This is a genomic window from Maribellus comscasis, from assembly GCF_009762775.1.
Lineage (GTDB): Bacteria > Bacteroidota > Bacteroidia > Bacteroidales > Prolixibacteraceae > Draconibacterium > Draconibacterium comscasis.
On the sequence record NZ_CP046401.1, the window covers coordinates 77,581 to 102,537 of the forward strand.

The window sequence follows — 24,957 nt, forward strand, 5'->3', positions numbered from 1 at the left end:
ATTTTATAGCTTATGATTAAAAATGATGATAAAAAATGGCGCAAGGGAATCGGGGAAAGCTTTCCCCAGTGCGGAAAAAGGTCACGTGCCAAATCTCTTATTTTGAAACACAAGCACAAAGAACGAGTATAAAAAGCTCATGTAAAAAGTAAGTTCCTCCGTCATCCTGAAACAATTTCAGGATGACATTCTAATATTGTCTTGATTTTTAGAGATAACCCTTCCCCCTTATCTTATTATGGCTATACTTTTTTCAGAGCTTGAAGCACACGTTCCGGTGTCATTGCCATTTCGTAAAGCCGTGCTCCGGTTGCATCATAAACAGCATTAGCGATAACAGCTCCCATACAAACAATGGCAGGCTCACCACCTCCCTGAGGAGGTTCGTGTCGGTCCAAAATTTTTGTTTGAATCTCTGGAATCCACGAAAAACGAGGAATTTCATAGGAATCGAAATTGCTGGTTTTTACTTTGCCTCCTTCAAATTCAACCGTTTCCTTCAAAGCATACCCCAGCCCCATATTTATACAGCCTTCCATTTGAATGGTTGCTCCCTGTGGATTGACACAAAATCCCATTTCCTGTGCACACCAGACTTTATTTACTTTTATCTCGCCTGTCTCTTTATTTACATCAATCTGTGCGATATGTGCCACGTAGGTTCCGGCGTCAAAACCAACAGACACACCAAATCCTCTCCCGCCTGGAGATTTAGTCGGTTTCCAGTCAGCCATTTTTGCCACTTCTTCCAGTACATCAATCGCTCTCCTATCGGTAAGATTTTTCAGACGAAACTCCACAGGGTCGATACCTGCTTTGGCAGCCATAATATCAACCTGAACCTCGCGTCCAAAAGTATTGGTACTATTGCCCGGACCACGCCAGGCTCCGGTTGGGAAAGGATGTATTCCCGGCGCGCGCCAACCACGTCCGTAAACCGTTCGTTTTTGGTGCGGAACATTGTACATGGTTTCCGCTCCCCTGTCTCCCGCAAAATACACATGATAATCCCAAAACGTTATTTTTCCGTTGTCGTCAATCCCCGAGTTCACTTTTACGATAGCAGCAGGTCGAAATTCATCGTAAAAAAATTCTTCTTTCCGGTTCCAGTCAACCATAACCGGTTTTCCTGTGATTTTCGCCAAACGAGCCGCTTCTATAGCTTGCCGATGAGAAGATTTACCTCCAAATCCTCCTCCCAAAAAAGGAGGCTGTACACGCACTTTTTCCTCTTCTACACCAAGCACACGGGCAATATTACTTTTGGCCGGAAAAGGCGTCTGTGTGCCCGCACGAACAATCATTTTGTCGCCGTCCATGTACGCCATTGCAGTGTGCGGTTCCATGGGTGAATGAGCAACATAGCCGTCGTGATATTCATTTTCGAAAACTGAAGTCGACTGCCTTCTGCCTTCCTGAAGATCGCCCTCGTCAATATTACTGTTTCCTTCCGGCGCATTCGCAAGAAGGTATTCAAACACATTAGCGTTATTAACATCTTTCTCCTTTTCAATTTCAAACTCCGCTTTTATTAGCTCTCTTGCCTTATCCGCTATTTCCGGATTTTTGTGTAATACGGCGACTAAATCACCATCTTTTACAATTTCAACGCCTTCTATCTTTTCTGCATCTGATGTGTCGGCAGATACAAGTTTGGCAGCATGCGACGGTGGGCGGACTATACGTGCATAAACCATATAGGGTTTCCGAATGTCTCCTGAGTACAATGCTTTACCTGTAACTTTGTCCACCGCATCCTGATGGAGTTTTGGTGTTCCCATCACTCTTAATTCCGAATAGTCTTTTACTTCGGGTTTTTTGTCCATGTAGCGGGCAATCTTCTGCCCTTTTGTTAATTCCGGGTAAGTAACCTTTTCTTTCTTATTATTTTTATTAAAAATCACACCTCTTACAACTAAAAGTTCTTCAGGCTCAACGCCCAACTTTTCAGCAGCCAATTGAAGCAATACTCCTCGTGCTTCAGCAGCCGCAGCTCTTACTGACGGACCTAAAATACGCACAGACATCGATCCAAAAGTGCCCATATCCCAGGGACACAAATCTGTATCACCCAAAACCATTTTCACCTTTTCGTATTCAACATCAAGCTCATCGGCAACCATTTGCGGAAATGATGTAATGGCTCCCTGCCCCATATCAATTTTTCCCACAAAACAGGTGACCGTTCCATCTTCGTGAATTCGAAGAAAAGCGTTAAAGTCATCAGGTACACTTTGCCGCTGCTCTCCGTCTCCCCCCAAAGCGTTAAAAGCGACACCGGGGTTAAAAAAAACATAAAGTCCACCACCCATCCATTTTAAAAATGCCCTTCTTTTTACATCGGGAACATGTGTTTTCAAATATTCTTTAAAGTCTTTTAATTCATCCATTTCATTTTCTTTAAATTTCAACAAACGCTTTACCCTCTTTCTAACTGCCGCCTTTCATCTTGTCAGCGGCTGTTTGAATAGCATCAACAATCCGGTTATGTGCTCCACATCGACACAGATTGTCTTCCATTCCCCAAATGATGTCTTCTTTTGAAGGGTTTGGATTTTGATTCAGCAGCCCTACTGCGTTCATTATCATTCCTGGCGTACAATAGCCACATTGGAGAGCGTCGTGTTCCACAAAAGCTTTCTGCACCGGATGAAGTTCTTTTCCTTTGGCCAAGCCTTCAATGGTTACCACTTTTTTACCGGCCACTTCCCCAATTTTGGTTGCACAAGACCGAACAGCTTCATTGTCGATTAAAACTGTACAGGCACCGCAATAACCTTCCCCGCAACCATATTTTGTCCCGGTATGGCCCAATTCTGTTCTAATCACCCAAAGTAGTGTTTGGTCAGTATCTACTTCCAAATCTACTTTTTTTCCGTTTAGTTCAAATTGAATCTTTTCTGCCATATTTGTAGTGATTTGTTCGTTTCAGATTTACCGCTTTGGTCATTATTTTATTGAATTTTTCGTAACTTAAGAACACAATTTTTCACTATGTAATTTCTCCAGATATTTTTTGATATCAAAAAGACCTAATTAAGATTTGCCCATTAAGATACAAAAAACAATTTATACCATTTATATTTTTAATACGCTTTATATAAATGTTATAACACTGAAAAACAATCTGGAAGTTTAGGAAATATTATGGCTTTAAAGCTATTTTCCAGCAGCTTGCACCATGTTAACATCGTTTTTCTGATCAAATTGAAATATTGAATGGCTTATGTCTCAGTCTGAGCTTAAAAAATCGTCAATGCCTTTTAAACCAATGAAAAGCTAAAAAAAATAAAATATGGTCTACTCCCTGCTCCTGAGAAAAATAACTTTTTCGCCCGCCATTAATTGACCACCCGAATGAAACGGCTTTAATGTTCCGTTCTCAGTTTCTACAAGCAAAGGAAGAATATTATTATCTGCATACTTTTCAACCCAAAGACTACATGAAATCTCTTTATTAACAATTTCATATGTTTCCTTCACTTTTTGGTCTTCAATCAGATGAAACCAGGTATCAAGTCTAACAGGCTTTGCAAATAAAGTACTTACACTAAATTTTTTCAAAACATCGGTTCCGACTCCGGATTTTGTTGTTGCAACTGCTACATACATATTGGGTATTAAAAATGATTCATGCATAAGGCGGCCAACCAGCAAATTTACCTGGCTGTTTGGTGTTAGTCCGACGAAAGTGTCAATATTCCCGGGATTTGATTCAGTTATTATATCTTCATCTAAGGCATTACCATAAATACATTTAAAGTTCATTCTCTCTGCAAGGGCAACCATTTCCCGATTATTGTCAACCAAGGTTACCGGCATTTTTTTTGACACATATTTCGCCATAAGCAGGCTCACCGGATTAACACCCAAAATAAGCAAACCATTGCGTTTTTCCAGGTAAACCAATTCACCGCGTCTTCTTAACCATTTGCTTGTCCAGTTTAACAGAACCGGAACTGTAAGCGTTGTAAAAATGGCCATAAAAACCAAAATTGAAAATATTGTCTTATCGATAATGCCCATTTCAAGACCGATACCTGCAATAATAATTTCAACAGCACCACGCCCATTCATACCCGTTCCAATGGTTATTCCCTCGCGCCAACCATTTCCCGAGGGCAAATAAAACAGCGCTGTACCTGCTATTTTGCCTACAATGGCTAATGTTGTGATTATGAACAACAATAGTAAATCGGTTTTGAATACGGTAGGATCAACAAAAAAACCGGCTGAGACAAAAAAGATAGGTGCCATAAAACCAATGGAAACATCATAAAATGCTTTATTCAGTTCTTTTGTAATATTTTTGGGAAACAGGTTATCTTTTAAAAATAAACCAGCCATAAATGCCCCTAAAATACTGTGCATCCCCGCGAGTTCTGCCAATTCACAATATCCGAAGGTTACAATTAAAATCATAGTAAAATAAGCGGTGCTGTTGTTTATTGTCGATTTTACGAGGTACCGTCCAAGCCGCGGGAGAAGGAAAATACCTACTGATATGGTAACACCAAAGAATAAAATAATTTTTCCACTAATGAGAAACAGTTCCCGAAGATTGACAGAACTTGACTCAGCAAAATTGGTAATTCCCGAAAAAATAACCAGGGCTAGTGTGTCGGAGATTAGAGCACCAGCCATCATAACCAAAGCAATCCGCGTGTTAAGCAGTTTCAAATCGATAAGAATTCGACTCTTGGTGGCCAATGAAGTTACTCCTATTGCAATTGCTACAAAAAGTCCGGCCATGGGTGTACCACCATACCAAATAACAGTAAAATATCCTAAAACAAAAGGAACAAAGAAACCACCCAAAGCAGCCAGTAAACCAGGCCATGATGCCTTTTTTAAGTCGTGGAAGTCAATTTCCATCCCGATGTATACCATAAGGAGAACAATACCAATCTCTGCCAAAACTTTAATCGATTCGGTATATTCCAGTAATCCAAAAACCGCAGGTCCGAGTACAATTCCAATGAGTAGTTCCCCAAGAATTGCAGGGTAACCGATTTTGCGAATCAATACGCCCCCCAGGTAAGCCGAAAGCAGAACGGCTGAAATATTCAATATGTTTATGTGAAATTCTTCCATAATTGTCCCGATTTTCTTTATTTCAATATAAAGAAATTTCAACTAATAAAAGACATTGAAGTATTTAATGATTTGTTAATGCAGATGGCGAAAAAAAACTTTTACAGATATACAAATTGGAACACAAAAAGAAAAACTCATTCCACTAAAAAAGGCATTGTCCACGCTTAAACAAACGCAGAAAGTTAGCATCTGTCGAACACAGCCAACTATACTTCCGGTCTTTGGTAGTTTCCCCGATACTTTCGTGCAAGCAATTTAGCAGCCTGTTCGTTTCCTTTCACCTCCATCTCTGCAGCGTCCCACTGTAGTGGCGCACCGGAATAATACGAGGCCATTGCAAGTTGAACAGTTGCAGTTGACTGAAATGCATCTTCAATGGTACACACCAGTTCTCTCTTTTCCTGTGTCAAAACCGCATTTACAAAGCTGGCGACGTGGTTATCCTGCATTTCCGGGGAGGGAATATCCATTATCTCCTGCTCTTTTTTATCTGTTGATGTAATGACCAGTTTATTGTCAGAAGCAAATAAAGTTCCCTCTTCACCATAAATAAAAATACCGTTGTTAAACTCTTTGTTTAAACCGCCTGTTCCCCAAAGGCGATGTTGCCAAATCACAGGACATTGCTCAAATTCCATGGTTGCAATCAGTGTGTCAGGAGTGGTAATTTTTCCTTTTAATATTTCTAAACTGCCTTTTGTGTCAAAAACGTCTGGCATATCAAAATCCATAATTGTTCTGATGATATCGATGTGATGAATTCCCCAATCTACAAGATGTCCGTTTCCGTATTCTTTTTCCAGTCGCCAGGCTTTATGTGCGATGCTTGGCCTATAATCGAGCTGAGGTGCAGGACCACACCAGGTGTCCCAATCAAGAGTTTTTGGTGGTGTTTGTATCATGGTGTCAGGTACCGACGGATTATAGTGAATTTGTGCACCAATCTGGTGAATTTTCCCCAATCGACCATTGCTAATCAATTGTTTGGCTTTTTGAAAAGCTTTGCTCTGCCGACGTTGAAATCCTATTTGAACAATATTACCTGCTTTCTGAGCCGCTCTCATCATTGCCTGACCTTCGCGCACATCGTAAGCAAGAGGCTTTTCACAATAAATATCCAATCCCTTTTCACAGGCAGCAATAAACTGTAGCGCGTGCCAGTGAGGCGGCGTGCCAATAAAAACAGCTTGTAACCCGGGAGTATCAAGCAACTCCTGATATTCCTTAAATTCCTTTGGACTGCTGCCTTGTATTTTGGCAATTTCACGGGAGCTTGTTTTTAAATGCGCAGAGTCAACATCGCAAACAGCAATTACTTCGACGTCACCCGTTTTTAAAGCGGCTGTGGTTATTACCATACCATACCAACCGCAACCAATTAGTCCTATCTTTAACTTTTGGTCTGCCTGAAATGCATGCAGGTGTGCCACAGTAGCCATACCTACTGTGGTTATAGACGATTTCCGGATAAAATTTCTTCGGTTCATTTGTTAGGTTTTAGGTTATAATGGTAGAAAATTAATTTAAAAATCTAAATATCCAGCAGTAACATTTCCGGTTCATGCCCTCCGGTTAACATGCGCTCCGGATTTTCGATAAATTCTTTTACTTTCACCAAAAATCCAACGGAATCTTTTCCGTCAATAATCCGGTGATCGTATGAAAGCGCCACGTACATCATCGGACGGATAACCACTTGTCCGTTTACGGCAACTGGTCGTTCAACAATGTTATGCATACCCAGTATAGCCGACTGAGGAGGATTAATGATTGGAGTCGACAACAGTGAGCCAAAAACCCCTCCGTTGGTAATCGTAAACGTTCCGCCGGTCAATTCCTCTACTGATATTTTCTTGTTGCGGGCTTTTGTTGCCAGCTCTTTTATTTCCAGTTCAATTTGAGGAATTGATTTACTTTCGGCATTTCGCACAATCGGTACCATCAGTCCTTTGGGGGTTGAAACCGCAATTCCCACGTCAACATACTGAGGCGATACAATTTCTTCTCCATCTAACTGTGCGTTTACCATGGGGTGAAAATCCATAGCCTGGGCAACTGCTTTGGTAAAAAATGACATAAACCCAACCTTAAAACCGTGTTTTTTTACAAACTGGTCCTGGTATTTTTTGCGCAAGTCCATCACAAAACTCATGTCAATCTCATTGAAAGTTGTGAGCATTGCCGTTTCGTTTTTTACTGCGACCAAACGTTGGCTCAACTTCCGGCGCAGACTCGTCATTTTTTGCCGCTCTTCATCACGAGACGCTTCTTTGGGTTGCGGCAAACTTGTTCCGCTGTCTGATTTTGGCATACTGGCAACTGCCTCGACTTCTTTTTTACCAATTCTTCTTAAGCCTGCAACAATATCATCAACTGAAAGATTGAGGTCTTTCATCATCTCCCTGGCAACCGACGTTACTTTAACTTTATCATGCTCATCAGAGACTTTAACCTCTTTCGCCGGTTCCTGATTTTTCTCTTCGTCCTTTGGTTTTGCTTCTTCTATTTTCTCCAGCTCCTCTGTTTCTGCTTCTGTTTCTTTTTCCTGTTTTTCGCCTTCAGTTGGTGCAACACTGGTATCAATGGTACACACAACCGTTCCCACTTCCAGCGTATCGCCTTCTTCGGCTTTGAATTCAATTTTACCACCTTCGGCGGCAACAACGGTTAGCGTGGCTTTATCCGATTCTATTTCGGCAATTTCCTGGTCTTTAGATACTACCGAGCCATTCTCAACCAGCCAGGTTCCTACTTCAACTTCTGTTATCGATTCTCCCGGACTGGGAACTTTAATTTCTACTATCATTTTTGGTCTTTTTATTTCAAGCTATTACTTTTTTTTCCTGAAAAACCGTTTCCAGCAATTTCTCCAGACTTTGTTTGTGGATTTCCATCAATCCAACTGCCGGACTTCCGCTTTCCTTCCGTGTTACCGGCGTAAGATTCAAATCTTTAAGTTTGCGTTCGATAAAAGGCCATGCGCCCATATTTTCAGGTTCATCCTGTGCCCAAATCAATTCTGAAGCCTTTTTATACTTTTTCAAAATCTCATCGATTTGTTTATGCGGAATCGGATGTATCTGCTCCATTCTTACCACTGCAACATTGCTAATCCCTTTTTCCATTTTTGTTTTTGCCAAATCGTAATACAAACGACCGGTAGTAAACACCACTTTTTCAACCAAATCAGATTCAGCCACCGGATCGTCAATTACTTCATCAAAAGCTCCCGTTGCTAAATCTTCAATTTTTGAAACCACCTGCGGATGACGTAATAAACTTTTAGGTGTAAAAACAATAAGAGGCACCCGTGTTTTCATTTTTACCTGACGACGCAACAGGTGAAACATATTTGCGGGTGTTGTAGGAATTACAACCTGAATATTATGATTTGCAGCCTGTTGCAGGAAACGTTCAATTCTGGCGCTTGAATGTTCCGGCCCCTGCCCTTCGTAGCCATGCGGCAATAACAGAACCAATCCATTCATCAATCCCCACTTTTCAAATGCTGAAGTAATATACTGGTCAACGATTACCTGTGCCACATTATGAAAATCGCCAAACTGGGCTTCCCAAATGGTTAAGCCATTGGGCTGCGCCAGCGAATACCCGTATTCAAATCCCATGGCTGCATATTCAGACAATAAAGAATTATAAACGTGAAAAGGCGCCTGTTTTTCGGCTACATATTTTAGCGGAAAATACTTTTCATCTGTTCCTTCTACCACAAAAGCGGCGTGGCGGTGAGCAAAAGTACCACGCTCGGTGTCCTGCCCGGATAAGCGAACCGGATGGCCTTCCGAAACCAAAGTTCCGTATGCAAGCAATTCACCCATTGCCCAATCCAGACGATTATCTGAGAGCATCAGCTTCCGATCAGACAAAATGCGATCAACTTTTTTGAAGAACTTTGAACCTTTGGGCAGTGAATTTATTTTTTGAGCTACCCCAAGTAAAACTTCTTTTTTTATACCCGTAGCTGTCTTCTGTCCAAAAACTTCCTCTTTAGGCATTTTGTATGGTTCATATTCATTGATTAGAAACTTCCTGATTTTCAGTTTATCAATTTGTTCTGATGCTTTGTATTTTTCCTCCAGAAACTGGTCAAATTCTTTTATTTTCTTTCTCGACTCTTCCTTTGACATAATTCCCAATTTATCCAGCTTTTCCGAATAAATATCACGTGGATTCGGATGTTTTGAAATTGCCTTGTACAGCATGGGTTGCGTAAAGCGAGGTTCATCTCCTTCATTATGTCCATACTTGCGGTAACAAAGAATATCGATAAAAACATCGGTGTAAAATTTCTGACGAAATTCCAAGGCAAGTTTTATGATAAAAATCAATGATTCAACATCGTCACCATTAACATGAAAAACGGGCGAACGCGTCACTTTGGCCACATCGGTACAGTACGTACTTGAACGGGCTTCGAGGTAAGGAGTTGTAAAACCAACCTGATTGTTAATAACCAAATGAATAGTGCCACCCGTTTTATACCCGTTTAACTGCGACATTTGAATCGTTTCGTAAACAACACCCTGCGCAGCAATGGCAGCATCGCCATGGATAATAATCGGAGCAGCTTTTGAAAAATCTCCGTTATACACCGAATCAATCCGTGAGCGGGTCATTCCTTCCACAATCGGTCCAACCGTCTCAAGATGTGAAGGATTCGGCATTAGTTTTAACTTTACTTTTTTGCCAAAATCTGTCTCTACTTCATTTTCATAGCCTAAATGGTATTTTACATCACCTTGCGAAATATCGTCCTCATATTCTTTCCCGTAAAATTCTTTAAAAATGTTCTCGTATGGTTTTTCCAAAATATTCGACAAAACATTTAACCTTCCCCGGTGTGCCATTCCCAACACAAATTCTTCAATCCCAAGTTCCGCCCCACGTTCGATAACAGCATCGAGCGAAGGAATTAAAGTCTCAGCTCCTTCCAGTGAAAAACGCTTTTGGCCAACAAATTTTTTATGAATAAAATTCTCGAAACCAACCGCAAGTTTTAAATGATAAAATATATGCTTTCTTTTTTCTTCCGTAAATTCCTGCGAATTTTTTGTGCTCTCCATCCTCCCTCTGAGCCACTGAATTACCTCAGGGTTACGCATATATACATACTCAACACCAATTGAACGACAATAAGTATCTTCCAAATGAGCAACAATATCTTTTAATTTGGCCGGACCGATGCCAATGTCGTTTCCGGCCTGAAAAGTTGTTTCAAGATCCTTTTCCTCCAATCCAAAATTCTTTATGTCTAAGGTTGGTGAATACGTTCTTCTTGCCCTGACCGGATTAGTCTTGGTAAACAAATGTCCCCGCTGACGATAACCATGAATCAAATTCAAAATGGCAAACTCCTTATTCATTTTTTCTGAAGGAATTGCTCCAGTTTTTTCTTCATAATTTTTCCGACCAAATTCAAAGCCTGAAAAAAACTGCTGCCAGCTCTTGTCTATTTCTTCCGGATTTCTAAGGTAAGTTTGATAGAGGTCTTCTATAGCTTCCAACTCCTGATTCCCTAATGACGAAAATTTATCAATCATCTATATTTTCATTAACTAATTATCGATACTCAAAAAAACAAAACAAAATTTTTATTGTTTAGCCACATGCGTTGTTTTGCTCAACAAATTTACGCATTCATAAACGATTTTAAGCTTAAATATACTCGTTTAAATCCTTTCCGTAAACAAAGCAAATCGTAAATTATGAATTGAAAACCGAAAATCCGGTATGATTTGATTATTACTGTTGTTTGAAGTAAATTGCATAGACCGAATCGACATGTATTACGATTATGAAAACAGAAAATGAAATTTTTGCTCAACTGACTTCAAAACTGGTGTCAGAGATAAAAAATCACGGGATAAAAAAAGAAGTTCCTGCGGATCTCGAAGTAATGCGCGAAGGCCAGTACATCAAGGCTATCCCTTTTGTAATGAATGGATTGGTAAAAGTTTACACACGATACGATGAAAGAGAACTACTGCTGTATTACATTAAACCGGGAGAAAGCTGTATTATGTCGTTTGATGCCTGTTTACAAAACAAACCAAGCAAGGTTTATGCTTCAACTGAAGAACAGTCAACCATTCTTTTGTTACCTGTTGGAAAAGTCTTTCGATGGATGAAAGAATACCCCGAAATGAATACCTTGTTTTTTCTTCAATACAACACCAGATACAGTGAATTAATAAATATGATTAATCAGGTTCTTTTTGAAAAACTGGACAAAAGACTGATGGAGTATTTGCGGGCAAAAGTCAGTTTAACAAACAAGAATCAGATTAATATTTCACACAGAAAAATAGCCAATGATTTGGGTACTGCGCGTGAAGTTGTAACCCGTATTTTGAAAAAAATGGAGAACGAAAACAAAATTTCACAAGATGCGGATGGAATAAAAATTATTTGATGGTGACCCTGGTCACAGCTTTCCTGTATTTCATTTAGTATATTTCGTTTAATTGATAACTCAAATTATAATAGTTATGAAAAAAAATATGGGGAATGCTGACAGAATTATCAGACTGATAATTGCTGCAATAATTGTTGTTCTTTATGCCACAAACACAATTACAGGGACCTTGGGAATTGTGTTACTTGTGCTGGCCGGAATTTTTGTTTTTACAAGCTTGTTTCACATATGTCCGCTTTACTTTCCTTTCGGAATAAAAACAAATAAAAAGCCGAAGTAAAAATTTTCTTACAATAAAAGAATTACACATCTTAAATTATTCTACAATCATTAAATCTTATCGCACATGAAAACAATTTTTACATTGATAAAATTTTTTACGACGTTAAAAGAATCGTTTATACTTGTAGTGCTGTTGTTTTTCTTTCATCAGTCAATTGCACAACAAAAGCATGCTATTGAAGTTTCGAATAACAAATTTACACCCGACGAATTAACCATTGAGGTTGGAGACACAGTTGAATGGACAAATATTGAGGGGTATCACAATGTAAACGGAACGCAAGAGACTTATCCTTCAAATCCTGAATCGTTTGGAAATAATCCCGGAAACGGCTGGACGTACAGTCATGTTTTTTCTACAACCGGAACCTATGATTATCAATGCAACCCGCATGTTGATCTGGGAATGATTGGTAAAATAATGGTTAATGACGGCATGATGGCTGATTCGATGAATTATATGCTTACAATGAATTTTTCGGACATGAACCCACACGTAGGGCAAAACCTTTGGCTTGCAGTGATTGACAAAGAAACCGGGAAAGAAGTGGCCAGAACCATGGATACAGTCTCAGTTAGTTTTGATTTGAACGTTTCAGGACTGGAAATGTACCATTCTTATTATGTGAACTTCTATGCAGATCATAACGGAAACGGAATGTACGACGCACCGCCGGCTGACCATGCCTGGCAAATGGAACTGGATAGTGTAATGAGTGATACAACGTTAATGTTTACCCACAATACCAACTTCACCGACATCGTGTGGATGAATAAATTGACCGTACAATTTATGAATATGACACCACATGTTGGTCAGATGCTTTCGCTGGCGGCGAAAGCTATCGGTGCAGAGACTGAACTTGACAGAGTAACTACACTTATTGACACATCTGATTTTATGATATATATATACGGAATAGAGGTTGGCATGTCTTACAATATTGATTTTTTCGCAGATTTTAATCAAAACGGCATGTATGATGCGCCGCCCACCGATCATGCCTGGAGAATAGAACTAAACGATGTGGCGGGCGATACAACTGTGATGTTCACCCACAATACCAATTTTACTGACATTATGTGGATGAACAAATTAACCGTAAAGTTTATGGGGATGACTCCGCACGTTGGACAAGATTTATGGCTTGGGGTGATTGAAAAAGATTCAGGGGAAGAGATTGTCTCAACGAATGCAGTAGTGGAAGAAAATTTTGAAATTGAAATTTTGGGAATCAAGGACAGCATGTCGTACAACGTTGATTTTTATGTTGATTTCAATGAAAATGGAGAGTACGATGCTCCGCCAACCGACCATGCGTGGCGCATAGAATTAAATGATGTAATGGGCGACACAACTTTAATGTTTACCCACAACACCAATTTCACCGATATTTTCCTGCCGACTTCAACCAATAGCTTAAGTTTTACAAATTCAAAAATGTATCCCAATCCGGCTCGTGATTTTGTAATACTCGAATTTGATAAAAGCAAAAGTTCGCCTACAGAGATTGCGTTTTACGATCTAAGCGGAAAAATCCGGCAAAAAACAATTACACAAAATCTCAATAATATAAACCTGAATATTCAGGAGTTAGCAAGAGGAATTTATTTTATTGAGGTCAAAACAAATTCGGACAAAAAGGTGTTTAAATTAGTGAAACAATAATTTTTTATATGAAACATTTGTTAACAACCACAATTTTATTGTACATTCTCGGAATCGGAGCAGGTTACGCCCAGGAAGACGAGGAATCGCAAGACAATATTTTCCAGGGCACCAGATTTGTCAATGCTCAATCGGCAAATTTGGTTGAAAAAGGGAAGCTAAATCTATCTATCCAACACCGCTTTGGTGACATAAGCGGTGGTCTTTATGAGCTCTTCGGGCTTGACCTCGCTACGATGAGACTGGGTTTTGAATATGGTTTTGGAGACAACTTTAATCTTGGAATAGGAAGGAGCACTTATTTAAAAACATACGATGGATTTGCAAAATTCAGATTTGTGCAGCAAAGCAGCGATTTTCCTTTCACAATTACAGCCACTGCTGAGGGAGCAATTCCAACCCTAAAAAACTATTTCCCGGATTCTAATGATGATTTTTCAGACAAATTTTCTGGTGCTGTTCAGTTGCATTTGGCAAAAACAATACAAAATTTCGGAATACAAGTTTCTCCCGGTTATCTAAATACGGGCTACCTCAATTCAGAAAATACCAGTTATTCGCTTTTTACTCTAGGGCTGGGAGCTTCGGTCAAAGTTTCAAAAAAAGTTTCGGTAAACCTTGAATACCTGCACAGTTTTAATAACGATTATTCAAATACCAAACCTTTATCGTTAGGTGTAGATCTGGATACCGGAGGACATTTGTTTCAATTGATTGTTTCCAATTCACAGCAAATGTTTGGTCAGTATTTGTATACACACACAAGTGGAGACTGGGGTGATGGACATGTCTATTTTGGATTTAACCTGATTCGACAATTTAGAATTAAATACTACTAATATGGAAAGAAAAGAATTTATTAAAAAGTTTGCAGTTGGCGGCAGTATTTTGCTGGCAGCGCCGGCCTTATTTAACGCATGTAGCGATGGAAATGACGATGTTATCGACGATATGGATGACAACGACGGAACTACTATTGACTTAACCAGCAGTACTTTTGCTAACCTGCAAACTGTTGGTGGTTTTGCCTACAAAGGCGACATTATTATTATCAGGGTCAGTAACACACAATATGTTGCCTTGTCAAGTGTTTGTACGCATCAGGGATGTACTGTTGAATTTAACTCCACCGATACCGCTGTTGTTTGTCCGTGCCATGGCTCAGCATTTAGTACTACAGGAGCAGTGACACAAGGGCCTGCAGCAACGAATCTGAAATCATATTCTGTTACTGTTAACGGCGATACGCTGACAATAAAATAACTCTGTGCTTTGGACAAACGGGCTTTCTGATAAAAATATGGTTTATAGAAAATGTTGGCAAAAAAAACGGATTTTAAAGAATTGTAAATCCGGGATTTTTTTGCCAACATAACTACTTTTATAATTACTCGAACGTATAATGTTTACTCACGGCAGAATGGATATCCCAAATACATTCCAGTCCTGCCGGAAATACAACAAAATCGCCCGATTTTATTGTAATATTCTCAAACTCGGAAATAATTGTTGCCTCACCTGATACAATATAACATGTTTCTGTTTTATCGTAGTACCATTCAAATTTTTCTTCTTCGTGCTCCCAAACCGGCCACGAAAAAACATCCATCTCCTCCAGCTCCTCCTGCTCCAATTGATCTACGGTTATTCTCATATCAAATTTTTAGATAAAAGTACAAAAGAAATTATTTTGAAATTTCTTTTTCCTAACAAAAATTATATTATTGTAGCAAAATCTTTAATCGTATCTTAATTCTTTCTAAATCATATTTTATTGTATTCAATCTATTTTCACTCAAAATAAAAAACATGAAAAATTTTATTCTCATTTCAATCTTACTGATTACTGTAATTGGTTGTCAGCAACCAAAACCAAATTCAACAGAAGAAAAAAGCAACAATTTCACTTTTGTATTTGCAACCGATATTCATATAACTGAAGAGCGAAATGCAACAGAAGGATTTTTGCAGGCCATTGATTCCATCAATAAAATTGCACCTGACTTTGTTTTAACCGGCGGCGATAATATTATGGATGCATTGGGGCAAACTTATGGCAGAAGCGATACATTGTATAATTTGTATGAAAAAACCGCAGAGAAAATTGAAGCTCCGGTATACAATACGATGGGAAATCACGAAGTTTTTGGCCTTTATGAAAGAAGCGGAGTAGATCCTTCTCACGAAAAATACGGTAAAAAAATGTACGAAGACCGTATTGGAAAGAGGTATTATTCTTTTGACCATAAAAACTGGCATTTTATTGTTCTCGATGGAATTGGATTTACTGAAGACAGACACTATTACGGGCTAATTGATTCGGTTCAGGTAGAATGGTTAAAACAGGATTTGGCTCAAACAGGAAAAGAAACGCCGGTTATTGTTAGTACACATATTCCTTTGTTAAGCGTTGGCAAACAAATTATGGCCGGTCCTACTGAAGCATTTGAAAAAGGATCGGTTGTAACAAATGCACTTGAAATTATTGAAATTCTTGAGCAATATAATGTTAAATTGGTTCTACAGGGACACCTGCATTTTCTCGAAGATATTAATTACAATGGAATTCATTACCTGACTGGTGGCGCTGTTTCATCAAATTGGTGGAGAGGACAACGGTATGGAATGGAGGAAGGATTTGTTAAAATAAACATTTCAGGCGAAGATTTCAATTGGCATTATGTTGATTTTGGCTGGGAAGTAAACGAATAATACTGATACAAAAAAGATAGCCGTGCACCTTAATGCACGGCTAATTAACCCCCAAACACACTATTTTGAGCAAGAAGCCCAAAACATTTTCCTTTTACTTACCTGTAAATTTCTTTCCAGCTTCAAATGCTTTCGTATTTAAATAAACAATATTTTCACCTTTTTGTTTAAAAATCGTCCGAATCCCTTCAACAATAATTTCATCGTGAATATTTATAAAAGGAGAAGCAGCACCCAACATCACCATATTCGAAGCTTTGGGATTACCAATGTCACGCGCTATTTTGTCGGCTTCTATTTGTACAATCTTAAATTTCTTTCTTAACTCTTCAAATGTTTTATCCAACTCAGGATAATTTGGAATATTCTTAAATTCAGTTGTGTTGGTTACCAAACTTCCTCCTTTGGAAAGATAAGGCAAATAACGAAGCGATTCCAGTGGTTCAACTGATAAAATTATATCTGCCTCTCCCATTGGAATTAAATCGGAATAAATGGGTTTATCGGAAATACGCAAGTGAGAAACTACTGCTCCGCCCCGTTGACTCATTCCGTGGGTTTCGGCCTGTTTTAAATAATAGTTTTCGTTTAATGCCGCTGCACCTAACGTAGTAGCAATAGATAATATTCCCTGGCCGCCAACTCCGGCCAAAATTATATCGGTTTTCATTTTATGCTTGTTTTTTGGCTTTGTTTATTTTTTTTGTCCTTGCAATTTTTTGAATACATTCTCTTCGTCCGATAATCACAGAAACTCCGTCATACTCCATTTCTTCTTTTATTATCTCCACAATTTCATCGTGATTCTTTTTTAGGGGAATAAATAAACGGATATGTTCCGGCTGAACTCCAATTCCTTCACAGATTCGTTCAATTTTACCTTTTGCAGAAGAATCCTGTCCGCCAGTCATAGCAACAGCTTCGTTATCTACAATGATAATATTTACATTGGTATTTTCAACCACACAGTCGAGTAAACCGGTAATCCCTGAATGTGTAAATGTAGAATCGCCGATAACTGCAAAAACCGGTTTTAAACCGGCATCAGAAGCTCCTTTTGCCATGGTTATTGAAGCCCCCATGTCAACACATGTATTAATCGTATTATAAGGTGGCAAAGCTCCGAGCGTATAACAACCAATATCAGAAAAAACACGGCCGTCTCCAATTTCTTCAATAACCTCATTCAAAGCAAAATATGTATCCTGATGCCCACATCCGGCACAAAGCGATGGCGGACGATTTGCAAGATTATCAGGCACTTTGAAAGTCTCAGCTTTTTCTTTCCCTAACGCTTTCGCCACATGATCAGGATTTAGCTCTCCTCTTCTTGGAAGTGCCCCACTCAAACGGCCACAAACCTTTGTTCCTTTTTCAAAATAATCTTTTAAAAGTTCCTCAACCAGTGGATATCCCTCTTCAATTATCAATAATTCATCACATTCGTTTTCCAGTTTTTTTAACCATTTTTCCGGAACCGGGTACTGACTAATTTTTACCACTGGATATGGACACTTTCCTTCAGGGTAATTTTCCATCAGATAATTGTGTGCAATTCCGCATGTAACGATTCCGAGGCCTTTATCTTTACCTTCTGTAAACGTGTTAAATTTTGACTTCTCTGAAAGCTCGGTCAGCCAATCTTGTTTATCCAAAAGATTCTGATAATACTTTCTTCCGTAAGCAGGCAAAAGCATAAATTGCATCAAATTCTCAGGAAGTTTTAATTCATTCTCAGGCAAAATTTCCTTTTGTACAACACCAGCGCGTGAGTGTGCCAGCCGGGTTGTAATGCGCATCATTACCGGCAATTTTGTTTTTTCAGAAAAAGCAAAAGCTTCCCTTGTCATATCATAGGCTTCCTGTTGATTTGAAGGCTCAAAAACTGGAATCATCGCAAATTTTCCGTAAAAGCGGGAGTCCTGTTCATTTTGTGAAGAATGTTGCGACGGATCGTCGGCCACCGTAATCACCAAACCTCCGTGAATTCCTGTTATCGCTGCATTCATAAAAACATCGGCGGCCACGTTCAAACCTACATGTTTCATGCACGCCATTGAACGTTTCCCGGCATACGACATTCCTAAAGCTTCTTCCAAAGCCGTTTTCTCATTTGCCGACCATTCTCGGTGAATATCTCTTTCAACAGCGATTTTGTTGTTCTGAATGTATTCGGTTATTTCAGTTGAAGGGGTTCCGGGATAAGCATAGATACCCGAAATTCCCGCGTCGATAGCGGCCTGACCTATAGCTTCAACTCCTAAAAATAAGTTACGTTGCATAAAAGTATTTTGAGTTTTTTATTGGCGTGAAATTAGGCTGTGTAAACCAGAGAAAAAATATCAAATCTCAGGAAAAAGCCTTTTCAATATTGTTTAAAAACAGTTTTACTATTTTGGATAATTTGTGGATTTTTAACTAAAAACGGTTAAAACCAATTTCCTTGAGCCACCATAATCTCTGAACTCGCAAAAGTATATCCCCTGCCAGGTACCAAGATTTAATCGGTTGTTGGTAATAGGAATAGTTATTTCAGCTCCAATAACCGACGATTTTAGATGTGCAGGCATAACACAGTCACTATGTGTTAATACATGATGCATTTGTGTCTAAAATCAAATAATCAGCTAATTATAGTTGCTGTAATTTTTCTACTACCACCATAATTCCGAAATTCACATAAATATATACCCTGCCATGTACCCAAATTCAAACGGTGATTAGTTATTGGTATAGTTAATTCTGCACCAAATATAGAACTCTTTACATGTGCAGGAAAATCATCAGCACCTTCAAGCACATGTGTGTACACGGGGTGGTTCTCAGGTATGAGCTTATTAATAAACGATTCAAAGTCCACCCTAACGGATGGGTCGGCATTTTCATTTAACGTCAACCCAGCTGAAGTATGTTTTATAATTAGATGTAATAAGCCCTTTTCAGGTAACTTAGGTAAATTATCTTCAATAACATGAGTAATTAGATGAAAACCACGATGGTATTCCTTTAACCTTATATCGGTCTGTGTAATCATTTACTTTATTTTTCTTTAACGCAATTTATAAACAATCTTCCCATTTATAAATAATTTCATCAACGGTTCTCCAAACATTATTCATGTGATAAAATCCATCAGTAATCAAAAAACCAATTTTACCATTTTGCGGGTCATTCTTTAATCTTGGTAATTGAACTAACTGATAACTTGCAATAGAATTGGGTGGAAAACGTTGTGTAATTTCATATTCATTTTTTAATAAATCTGTAAAATATGAATCCTTATAAGTCAATTGAACAATTGTTGGAGGGTTAAATATCTCATTAACAAATGGCACAATATATCTTGCGAGGTTGTCCAAGTCTATAATTTTTTGTTTTGGTGGCACAAAAGTTACTATAACACTAATTGGGTGTAATAGTGGGAATAAAACTTTAAACTTTTCTTTAAAAACTTGTAGTTCCTTTTTTAAGTTTGTTTTAAAAATACTTTTTTCTCCACTTACTTGTGGTGCATTACCAAAATGCAAATAAGCTGGTGAAAATGAAATTAAATTTCTCGAACCATTCCAAATGCTTTGAAAATCACTATTGCTGAAATATTTTTTGTTATTGGAAAAATACGGTTGAAATACAGATATTAAGCTTCTAATATCTAAGTTATTTTGTTTTAAAAATTGCTCTTGTATCTGACGAATTAAGAAACTCTTTTGCATCTTATAGTAACGTTTACCAAATAATTTATCATAGTCGTTCTTGCCTTCTTCTAAATCTTTTAATTCTTCAAAATAATCTTTATTGTTATAATATCGTTCTTCCTCAAGTTTTTCCTCAAATTTGGATTCTAATGAGTAATCAGAATCTGTGAAATCATTTCTTATTATTTTTTGTGCTAATTCAATATCTGCTAAAAAATACCTCAGGTTACACACCTTCAGTTCTATACTTGGTGTTTTACTCGATTTTTCATCAATGTGATAATTACAAATTAAAATCTTTATTTGGCTATCATCTTTGTATAAAATACCTTTTAAACTATCTATATGGGGCATTTCTTTATGCAAAAGGTCCAGGTAATTTTTTGATAAAGTTTGTATTGCGGGAGGGTTATCTTTGGTAGTGAAATAATCAATTTCTAAAATTATATCACTTCTAAAAGCTCTACGGTTTTGCTCTTTTAATTGCTTCCGAATTTCACTACGAAAAATGCGTTTTTCTTCATTAGAACTATTTTTTCCTTTGGGTTCTTGATTAACCACTAACCTAACGGTTTTAATTATTCTTTTAAAACGTTCATAACGCTGTCCATTTATCGTATCTAAATATTCAGTTCGGGTCATTTTAATAATCAAAATAGTAGTTGCAAAGTAATATCATAACTAAATAAAAAGTAGAATTTATGTGAAAAAATGGTAAAATTTTTTTTGGAATTTTGACCAAAAATGGGTCAAGCTTCTTTTTTAGGTCTGACGGCTATTTAGAATGTTTCCAAACTACACCGTAAAGGGGGGAAACCCCTGCACCTAATCTTGCACCTCCTGGCGACCGCTCTCCCTGGGGAAGAAACGGTCCCTGGTTAGCCCGAATTTGTTTCACATTTTATTATGTTTATAATAATCAAGAGATAAGACCCATACTATCAGAACTGTATATATTCTATTTAACATCACAAATTGTGAAACAAAATATTTTTGCAGTTTCTCCAGGTGATAGATTTTATTTATTACACCAGTACAGGGTACGGTTTGCACGTAAACTAAGTTATCTTCTTTTAGTAACTATTCACCATTCATTCGGTATGCCGTTAAGTAACCATTTCTCGCTACAATAAAGTCTAAGCATTCAATGTTGCTTCCAATTTGAAACGGGTTACAGTTTAACCAGTAATGACCAAAGAGCTCAGGTTTCTCATCATCTTTGTAATAACCATCCACACCAGATAATTTTATATTTTTATCTCTTAATTTGGGTAGTGCTACCATGCTGAGTTCATTCAAATGGTGATTATGTGCTTATAACCGCCATTCAATTCTTATTTCACTTCCAACCGTACCGTCTTTATTCGAAAAGTTTATGTAGTTGGGTATATTAACTTATTCATCTTTAAGTAATACATTAACCACTATAAATAATCTGGTTTTAATGGTTCAATTGCTAACTCTCTAAAATCGGTTTTAAAAAATCTGGTACTTTAGTTCTAAGTGAGATAGTACGTTTTGTGATTTCATTATTCGAATTATTCCATTTTTCGCACAATTTTTGTGTAATATCTCGTTTTTGCATTTCATTTAAATGATTAAAATCAAAACTTCCAACAAGTGACAAAATATCATTTTCAATATAAGACAGAATATCAAAATTATGCTCATTAAAATAATTTAAAAAGTAAATATTCATAATGCAGACGTTTGCAATTTTATTAAAAACCGCAGTAAAATTATTCTCTTTTGCTTTTTTGAAATAAATTATCACATCTGCAAGAAATGAAAATAAATTAAGTTTCTTTAAAACATCATTTTTAATAGGTAATTTTTTTGCTTGAGCTATTCTTATCTTGGGAAAAATATCTGTATCAGATTTATATTTTATGGAATAATAATATTGTATTAGGTCAGAATTTAAAATTAGTAAAATACATTTTATTAGTTTCTTCGGCTTTGATGGCTTTAAAATCAAACTATAAAGACTTCTATTTGAAAACAACTTTTTTTCAAGGTAAAGACATAAAAGGTTACTACCCGTTTCACGTATTAAAACTCTTGGTAAAGTAAAATACCTGATATCCTTATTGTTGAAGTTAACAAAAGTCTCATGAGCCATATACCTAATTCTTTTCACTTCCCACTTTTCTACATCCGAACCAGTAATAATTGGGTAATCTGAAAAGACATCAGAGACCTTGTCTCTTCCAATTTCAAACCCTCTTTGTATATCGACTAAGTCTGATAGATGCATAGTATTTTCTTCCAACTTTTCTATCATATTAATATCAGGGAAGAAATCTGAAAAAGACCAAGACTGTTTTTCTTTTGAACAAATAAGAATAGTTGTTGGCATTTGAACTTTCTCAAATACACTATCACCAACATTCCAAATTACTTTTGCTAAAACATTAGATAGCAAAAACTCCCTCAATGGCTCAAACTTAATTCCTTTTATATATAGCGAACCAGTTATAAACGATAAACATCCTTCAGGCTTTAACAAGGAACTAACGCATTTTTCAATAAAAAAGCTGTACAATTCTTTTACATTAAAAGTTTTGTATTCTTTTTTTAGAAATAATGGTAATGTAAATTCTTTATAAGGAGGATTACCAATAATAATATCAAAACCGAAAGATATATCAAACATCCATTCAGGGTCAAAGAAAGGTGAAGATGCATTTTGGTCATAAGGGTCCCAGCTTGCTAATTGTCTTGCAGTTTCATTGTGCCAACCGCTATTTTTTAATAATTCAGCAATTTCTTCCCTTAGCAATTTATCTTCTTCACGTAGTTCTCGTTTACGTGCAGGTGATTTGGAACTAAATAATTTATGCCGTATTTTCTTTAGTTTATCTTCCAGTTTTTTTACTTCCTCATTGTCAAATAGATTACCCTGTTGGTCTGGTTTTTCAATACCAATTAAGGTATTTGCGGTTACAAATTTGGTTTCCAGGTTTGGTAATGGTAGAACACCAAAATTCTTTTTTGTTTTATCTATTTTTTGGTCAACAACTAATGAAATAAAAAAGCGAAGTTTAGAAATTTGAGTAGCTATACTTTGTATATCTACACCATAAATGCAATTTTCTATCAGGTATAATTTTCTACCATAATCCAGCTCATTGTTTTTAAAAGCTTCATCAATATCGGTCTTTTGCTGGTTTAATTCCCTTATACTTTTTTCTCTGAACTCCGCATCTTCTATTTCTTCCAAGCTTTGTATAGCCGTATCAACCCTTAATATTTGTCGGTGTTTCCATTCCGTATTACTGGGGTCAACTTTATGAAGTATGTAAACCATTTTCTGCAAAATACCCATTGGGAAAGCTCCTGAACCACACGCAGGGTCTAATATTTTACAATTATCTAAAGCTTTAATAATCTGGTTTTGTAATTCATTTTTATCTTCAAATGGATTTCGTGGGTTATCAAATGCAACCAATGTATGTAGGTCTTCATCTAATTGTTTGTTATCAACTCCATCCCAATTCTTAATTGTATTTTTCAAATAAGCAATCAGACTTTCATCAACCATGTAGTTTACAATTTCACGGGGAGTATAGAATGAACCTGTTTGTTTACGTGCTGTTGTTTTAGTTTCGGGGTTATAACTTGCTAATAGGTTTTCAAATACTTTACCCAATAATTCTGGGTCGAGTGCAACGTCTTCTTCAATGGGTGTGTTCTCTGTTATAGTGAACTTATATGATTTTAATATTTCGAGTAATCCACGTGTTTTTGCTTCTTTGTAGATTCTGTTTGTGCTACCAATATCATCACTAATATCAACTTCTTCATCTACATCAAAAAATAAAAAGTCGGGTACTTCCACCACATTATCATCACGGTCAGAAAAACCATCTTCATAAATGATTATATCACCACCTTGCTTCCCTTTTATTTCTGGGTGTGGTTTATCCAGGCATTCAAACAAACCACCGTTCATAAATGGTACAGCGTTCATTAAATCAAGAAATACCTTATCACCATCGTCTTTAAAATAATTCTGATAACGCATTAAGTTGCTAACATTCATGTGTCTTTTGGGTATTCTAAACTGACGTTTACCCATTTCCTGGTTTAGTGTGGCAAAGAACAGGTTTTGAAGAATAGCCCTATAATACATACTTGTATTTTTACCTGTGGCAAAAACACCGTGTGGTTTCTGTGGTGTAAAATCTTTAATCAGGTTGTTTGCTACGTAATTTTCATCAAAAATTTCTTCAGGTACTAATTTCTTTTCTTTAATAAACCAAATAAATAAAAGACGGGTTAATAACCGTATTACATTTTTGCCTTTGTGTTCCTTAACAGCATCATCAAATTTCGCATCAGAATCAAAATCAAAACGGTTAGGTGCATTTGGGAAGGTAACTTCTTTAATTGCCCAGAAATACCAGCTTTGTAATTCTTGGTAGAACTTTTTATTTAGAATACTAACATTAAATACTTCCTGCCAGTATTTGTACAATTTATCAAATGAGTCAACCGCTTTTAAACCTGTTGTTTGAATTTTCAATTGGTGAATGATGTCTTCGTGTCCCCTGTGTGGATTTTCAATATCAATATCACGTAACAGAGATACTTTACCTGCTTTTTCACCTTCCCGCCACGCTTGTTTGTATTTTAGCCGTTCTGCATTTGAAAAAGCTATATATTTTTTTTCTTCGTTTTTGTATTTAAAAACAAGTGCAACAGGTGTATAATAAAACTCACGGTTAAAAGCTCGTGTTATTTCAGCTAATTGTGAACGTGAGGGTAATAAATTGTTAGCTCTTTTATGTAATGTGATACCAAAAATTAAAATACCGTCATAATCTGATTTTATAGATTCAGAATCAATACTGTCTTCACCACGAAATGAAGAATCATCAACCATACCAACAAAATACACATCATTTATTAGGTTAAAAGTGTCATTGTCTTTGTAGGTGTCCCGTAAAATTTCCTGTGCAGTTGTTGGTTCATCTGCAATATAGTTAATGGGAACATTTAATTCTCTGAAAAAAGTTTTTAGTGCTGGGAGGAATTGAACCTCATGAAAAATGTTGAGTTTCATA

21 protein-coding genes are annotated in these 24,957 nt (G+C 37.2%); 6 read left to right on the forward strand and 15 right to left on the reverse strand.

Annotation, left to right across the window (positions count from 1 at the left end):
• Positions 1-242: 242 nt before the first annotated feature.
• The 6 genes from GM418_RS00345 to GM418_RS00370 form a co-directional block, all read right to left on the reverse strand.
• The gene (locus GM418_RS00345) at positions 243-2,390 is read right to left on the reverse strand and encodes a xanthine dehydrogenase family protein molybdopterin-binding subunit (protein WP_158862034.1); all 2,148 of its coding nucleotides are present in this window, start codon (positions 2,388-2,390) and stop codon (positions 243-245) included.
• A 40-nt stretch (positions 2,391-2,430) separates the two neighbouring features.
• Positions 2,431-2,907, reverse strand: a complete 477-nt coding sequence (locus tag GM418_RS00350; protein ID WP_158862036.1) for a (2Fe-2S)-binding protein — start codon at positions 2,905-2,907, stop codon at positions 2,431-2,433.
• Between the two features lie 393 nt (positions 2,908-3,300).
• On the reverse strand, positions 3,301-5,094 hold the full coding sequence (locus tag GM418_RS00355; protein WP_158862038.1) for a cation:proton antiporter: 1,794 nt from the start codon (positions 5,092-5,094) through the stop codon (positions 3,301-3,303).
• Between the two features lie 209 nt (positions 5,095-5,303).
• Entirely contained in the window at positions 5,304-6,584 is a 1,281-nt protein-coding gene (locus GM418_RS00360) for a Gfo/Idh/MocA family protein (RefSeq protein WP_158862040.1), read from the reverse strand.
• Positions 6,585-6,628: 44 nt separating this feature from the next.
• Positions 6,629-7,903: a 2-oxoglutarate dehydrogenase complex dihydrolipoyllysine-residue succinyltransferase gene (gene odhB, locus GM418_RS00365; protein ID WP_158862042.1), complete on the reverse strand. Its 1,275-nt coding sequence runs from the start codon at positions 7,901-7,903 to the stop codon at positions 6,629-6,631.
• Between the two features lie 16 nt (positions 7,904-7,919).
• Positions 7,920-10,655 carry a 2-oxoglutarate dehydrogenase E1 component gene (locus tag GM418_RS00370; RefSeq protein WP_246222799.1) on the reverse strand — a complete coding sequence of 912 codons (2,736 nt, stop codon included), beginning with the start codon at positions 10,653-10,655 and terminating at the stop codon, positions 7,920-7,922.
• Positions 10,656-10,909: 254 nt separating this feature from the next.
• On the opposite strand from GM418_RS00370, the gene GM418_RS00375 reads away from it, so the two are divergent.
• The 5 genes from GM418_RS00375 (at position 10,910) to GM418_RS00395 (ending at position 14,744) form a co-directional block, all read left to right on the forward strand.
• Complete coding sequence (locus GM418_RS00375; RefSeq protein ID WP_158862043.1) at positions 10,910-11,527, forward strand: Crp/Fnr family transcriptional regulator; 618 nt, start codon at positions 10,910-10,912, stop codon at positions 11,525-11,527.
• Positions 11,528-11,603: 76 nt separating this feature from the next.
• Positions 11,604-11,810, forward strand: a complete 207-nt coding sequence (locus tag GM418_RS00380; RefSeq protein ID WP_158862045.1) for a YgaP family membrane protein — start codon at positions 11,604-11,606, stop codon at positions 11,808-11,810.
• Positions 11,811-11,876: 66 nt separating this feature from the next.
• Entirely contained in the window at positions 11,877-13,481 is a 1,605-nt protein-coding gene (locus tag GM418_RS00385) for a T9SS type A sorting domain-containing protein (protein WP_158862047.1), read from the forward strand.
• Between the two features lie 8 nt (positions 13,482-13,489).
• Positions 13,490-14,320, forward strand: a complete 831-nt coding sequence (locus GM418_RS00390) for a DUF5777 family beta-barrel protein (RefSeq protein ID WP_158862049.1) — start codon at positions 13,490-13,492, stop codon at positions 14,318-14,320.
• Between the two features lies 1 nt (position 14,321).
• The gene (locus GM418_RS00395) at positions 14,322-14,744 is read left to right on the forward strand and encodes a QcrA and Rieske domain-containing protein (RefSeq protein ID WP_158862051.1); all 423 of its coding nucleotides are present in this window, start codon (positions 14,322-14,324) and stop codon (positions 14,742-14,744) included.
• A gap of 124 nt (positions 14,745-14,868) precedes the next feature.
• On the opposite strand, the gene GM418_RS00400 is transcribed toward GM418_RS00395, so the two are convergent.
• The gene (locus tag GM418_RS00400) at positions 14,869-15,135 is read right to left on the reverse strand and encodes a cupin domain-containing protein (RefSeq protein ID WP_158862053.1); all 267 of its coding nucleotides are present in this window, start codon (positions 15,133-15,135) and stop codon (positions 14,869-14,871) included.
• 155 nt (positions 15,136-15,290) lie between these two features.
• Here GM418_RS00400 and GM418_RS00405 point away from each other — a divergent pair, with 155 nt between their 5' ends.
• Positions 15,291-16,193 (forward strand): metallophosphoesterase family protein, encoded by a 903-nt coding sequence (locus GM418_RS00405; RefSeq protein WP_158862055.1) that lies wholly within the window; start codon positions 15,291-15,293, stop codon positions 16,191-16,193.
• A gap of 94 nt (positions 16,194-16,287) precedes the next feature.
• On the opposite strand, the gene GM418_RS00410 is transcribed toward GM418_RS00405, so the two are convergent.
• The 8 genes from GM418_RS00410 to GM418_RS00440 all read right to left on the reverse strand — a co-directional run bounded on the left by GM418_RS00410 (position 16,288) and on the right by GM418_RS00440 (position 24,956).
• Positions 16,288-16,863: an indolepyruvate oxidoreductase subunit beta gene (locus GM418_RS00410; RefSeq protein WP_158862057.1), complete on the reverse strand. Its 576-nt coding sequence runs from the start codon at positions 16,861-16,863 to the stop codon at positions 16,288-16,290.
• 1 nt (position 16,864) lies between these two features.
• Positions 16,865-18,475 carry a thiamine pyrophosphate-dependent enzyme gene (locus GM418_RS00415; protein WP_158862059.1) on the reverse strand — a complete coding sequence of 537 codons (1,611 nt, stop codon included), beginning with the start codon at positions 18,473-18,475 and terminating at the stop codon, positions 16,865-16,867.
• Positions 18,476-18,607: 132 nt separating this feature from the next.
• Positions 18,608-18,796 carry a YjbQ family protein gene (locus tag GM418_RS00420; protein ID WP_158862061.1) on the reverse strand — a complete coding sequence of 63 codons (189 nt, stop codon included), beginning with the start codon at positions 18,794-18,796 and terminating at the stop codon, positions 18,608-18,610.
• Positions 18,797-18,816: 20 nt separating this feature from the next.
• Positions 18,817-19,227 carry a secondary thiamine-phosphate synthase enzyme YjbQ gene (locus tag GM418_RS00425; protein ID WP_158862063.1) on the reverse strand — a complete coding sequence of 137 codons (411 nt, stop codon included), beginning with the start codon at positions 19,225-19,227 and terminating at the stop codon, positions 18,817-18,819.
• Between the two features lie 25 nt (positions 19,228-19,252).
• Positions 19,253-20,530 (reverse strand): RusA family crossover junction endodeoxyribonuclease, encoded by a 1,278-nt coding sequence (locus GM418_RS00430; RefSeq protein WP_158862065.1) that lies wholly within the window; start codon positions 20,528-20,530, stop codon positions 19,253-19,255.
• Positions 20,531-20,663: 133 nt separating this feature from the next.
• The gene (locus tag GM418_RS31795; protein ID WP_281350243.1) at positions 20,664-20,786 is read right to left on the reverse strand and encodes a hypothetical protein; all 123 of its coding nucleotides are present in this window, start codon (positions 20,784-20,786) and stop codon (positions 20,664-20,666) included.
• A gap of 182 nt (positions 20,787-20,968) precedes the next feature.
• Positions 20,969-21,172: a metallophosphoesterase family protein gene (locus tag GM418_RS00435; protein ID WP_158862085.1), complete on the reverse strand. Its 204-nt coding sequence runs from the start codon at positions 21,170-21,172 to the stop codon at positions 20,969-20,971.
• 172 nt (positions 21,173-21,344) lie between these two features.
• On the reverse strand, positions 21,345-24,956 hold the full coding sequence (locus GM418_RS00440) for an Eco57I restriction-modification methylase domain-containing protein (protein WP_158862087.1): 3,612 nt from the start codon (positions 24,954-24,956) through the stop codon (positions 21,345-21,347).
• Position 24,957: the final 1 nt, after the last annotated feature.

What these genes read in the sequence shown, in the direction of transcription:
- GM418_RS00345 (WP_158862034.1), bottom strand. Translation starts at nt 2,390, where the DNA reads ATGGATGAATTAAAAGACTTTAAAGAATATTTGAAAACACATGTTCCC.
- GM418_RS00350 (WP_158862036.1), bottom strand. Translation starts at nt 2,907, where the DNA reads ATGGCAGAAAAGATTCAATTTGAACTAAACGGAAAAAAAGTAGATTTG.
- GM418_RS00355 (WP_158862038.1), bottom strand. Translation starts at nt 5,094, where the DNA reads ATGGAAGAATTTCACATAAACATATTGAATATTTCAGCCGTTCTGCTT.
- GM418_RS00360 (WP_158862040.1), bottom strand. Translation starts at nt 6,584, where the DNA reads ATGAACCGAAGAAATTTTATCCGGAAATCGTCTATAACCACAGTAGGT.
- odhB (WP_158862042.1), bottom strand. Translation starts at nt 7,903, where the DNA reads ATGATAGTAGAAATTAAAGTTCCCAGTCCGGGAGAATCGATAACAGAA.
- GM418_RS00370 (WP_246222799.1), bottom strand. Translation starts at nt 10,655, where the DNA reads ATGATTGATAAATTTTCGTCATTAGGGAATCAGGAGTTGGAAGCTATA.
- GM418_RS00375 (WP_158862043.1), top strand. Translation starts at nt 10,910, where the DNA reads ATGAAAACAGAAAATGAAATTTTTGCTCAACTGACTTCAAAACTGGTG.
- GM418_RS00380 (WP_158862045.1), top strand. Translation starts at nt 11,604, where the DNA reads ATGAAAAAAAATATGGGGAATGCTGACAGAATTATCAGACTGATAATT.
- GM418_RS00385 (WP_158862047.1), top strand. Translation starts at nt 11,877, where the DNA reads ATGAAAACAATTTTTACATTGATAAAATTTTTTACGACGTTAAAAGAA.
- GM418_RS00390 (WP_158862049.1), top strand. Translation starts at nt 13,490, where the DNA reads ATGAAACATTTGTTAACAACCACAATTTTATTGTACATTCTCGGAATC.
- GM418_RS00395 (WP_158862051.1), top strand. Translation starts at nt 14,322, where the DNA reads ATGGAAAGAAAAGAATTTATTAAAAAGTTTGCAGTTGGCGGCAGTATT.
- GM418_RS00400 (WP_158862053.1), bottom strand. Translation starts at nt 15,135, where the DNA reads ATGAGAATAACCGTAGATCAATTGGAGCAGGAGGAGCTGGAGGAGATG.
- GM418_RS00405 (WP_158862055.1), top strand. Translation starts at nt 15,291, where the DNA reads ATGAAAAATTTTATTCTCATTTCAATCTTACTGATTACTGTAATTGGT.
- GM418_RS00410 (WP_158862057.1), bottom strand. Translation starts at nt 16,863, where the DNA reads ATGAAAACCGATATAATTTTGGCCGGAGTTGGCGGCCAGGGAATATTA.
- GM418_RS00415 (WP_158862059.1), bottom strand. Translation starts at nt 18,475, where the DNA reads ATGCAACGTAACTTATTTTTAGGAGTTGAAGCTATAGGTCAGGCCGCT.
- GM418_RS00420 (WP_158862061.1), bottom strand. Translation starts at nt 18,796, where the DNA reads ATGCATCATGTATTAACACATAGTGACTGTGTTATGCCTGCACATCTA.
- GM418_RS00425 (WP_158862063.1), bottom strand. Translation starts at nt 19,227, where the DNA reads ATGATTACACAGACCGATATAAGGTTAAAGGAATACCATCGTGGTTTT.
- GM418_RS00430 (WP_158862065.1), bottom strand. Translation starts at nt 20,530, where the DNA reads ATGACCCGAACTGAATATTTAGATACGATAAATGGACAGCGTTATGAA.
- GM418_RS00435 (WP_158862085.1), bottom strand. Translation starts at nt 21,172, where the DNA reads ATGGTAGCACTACCCAAATTAAGAGATAAAAATATAAAATTATCTGGT.
- GM418_RS00440 (WP_158862087.1), bottom strand. Translation starts at nt 24,956, where the DNA reads ATGAAACTCAACATTTTTCATGAGGTTCAATTCCTCCCAGCACTAAAA.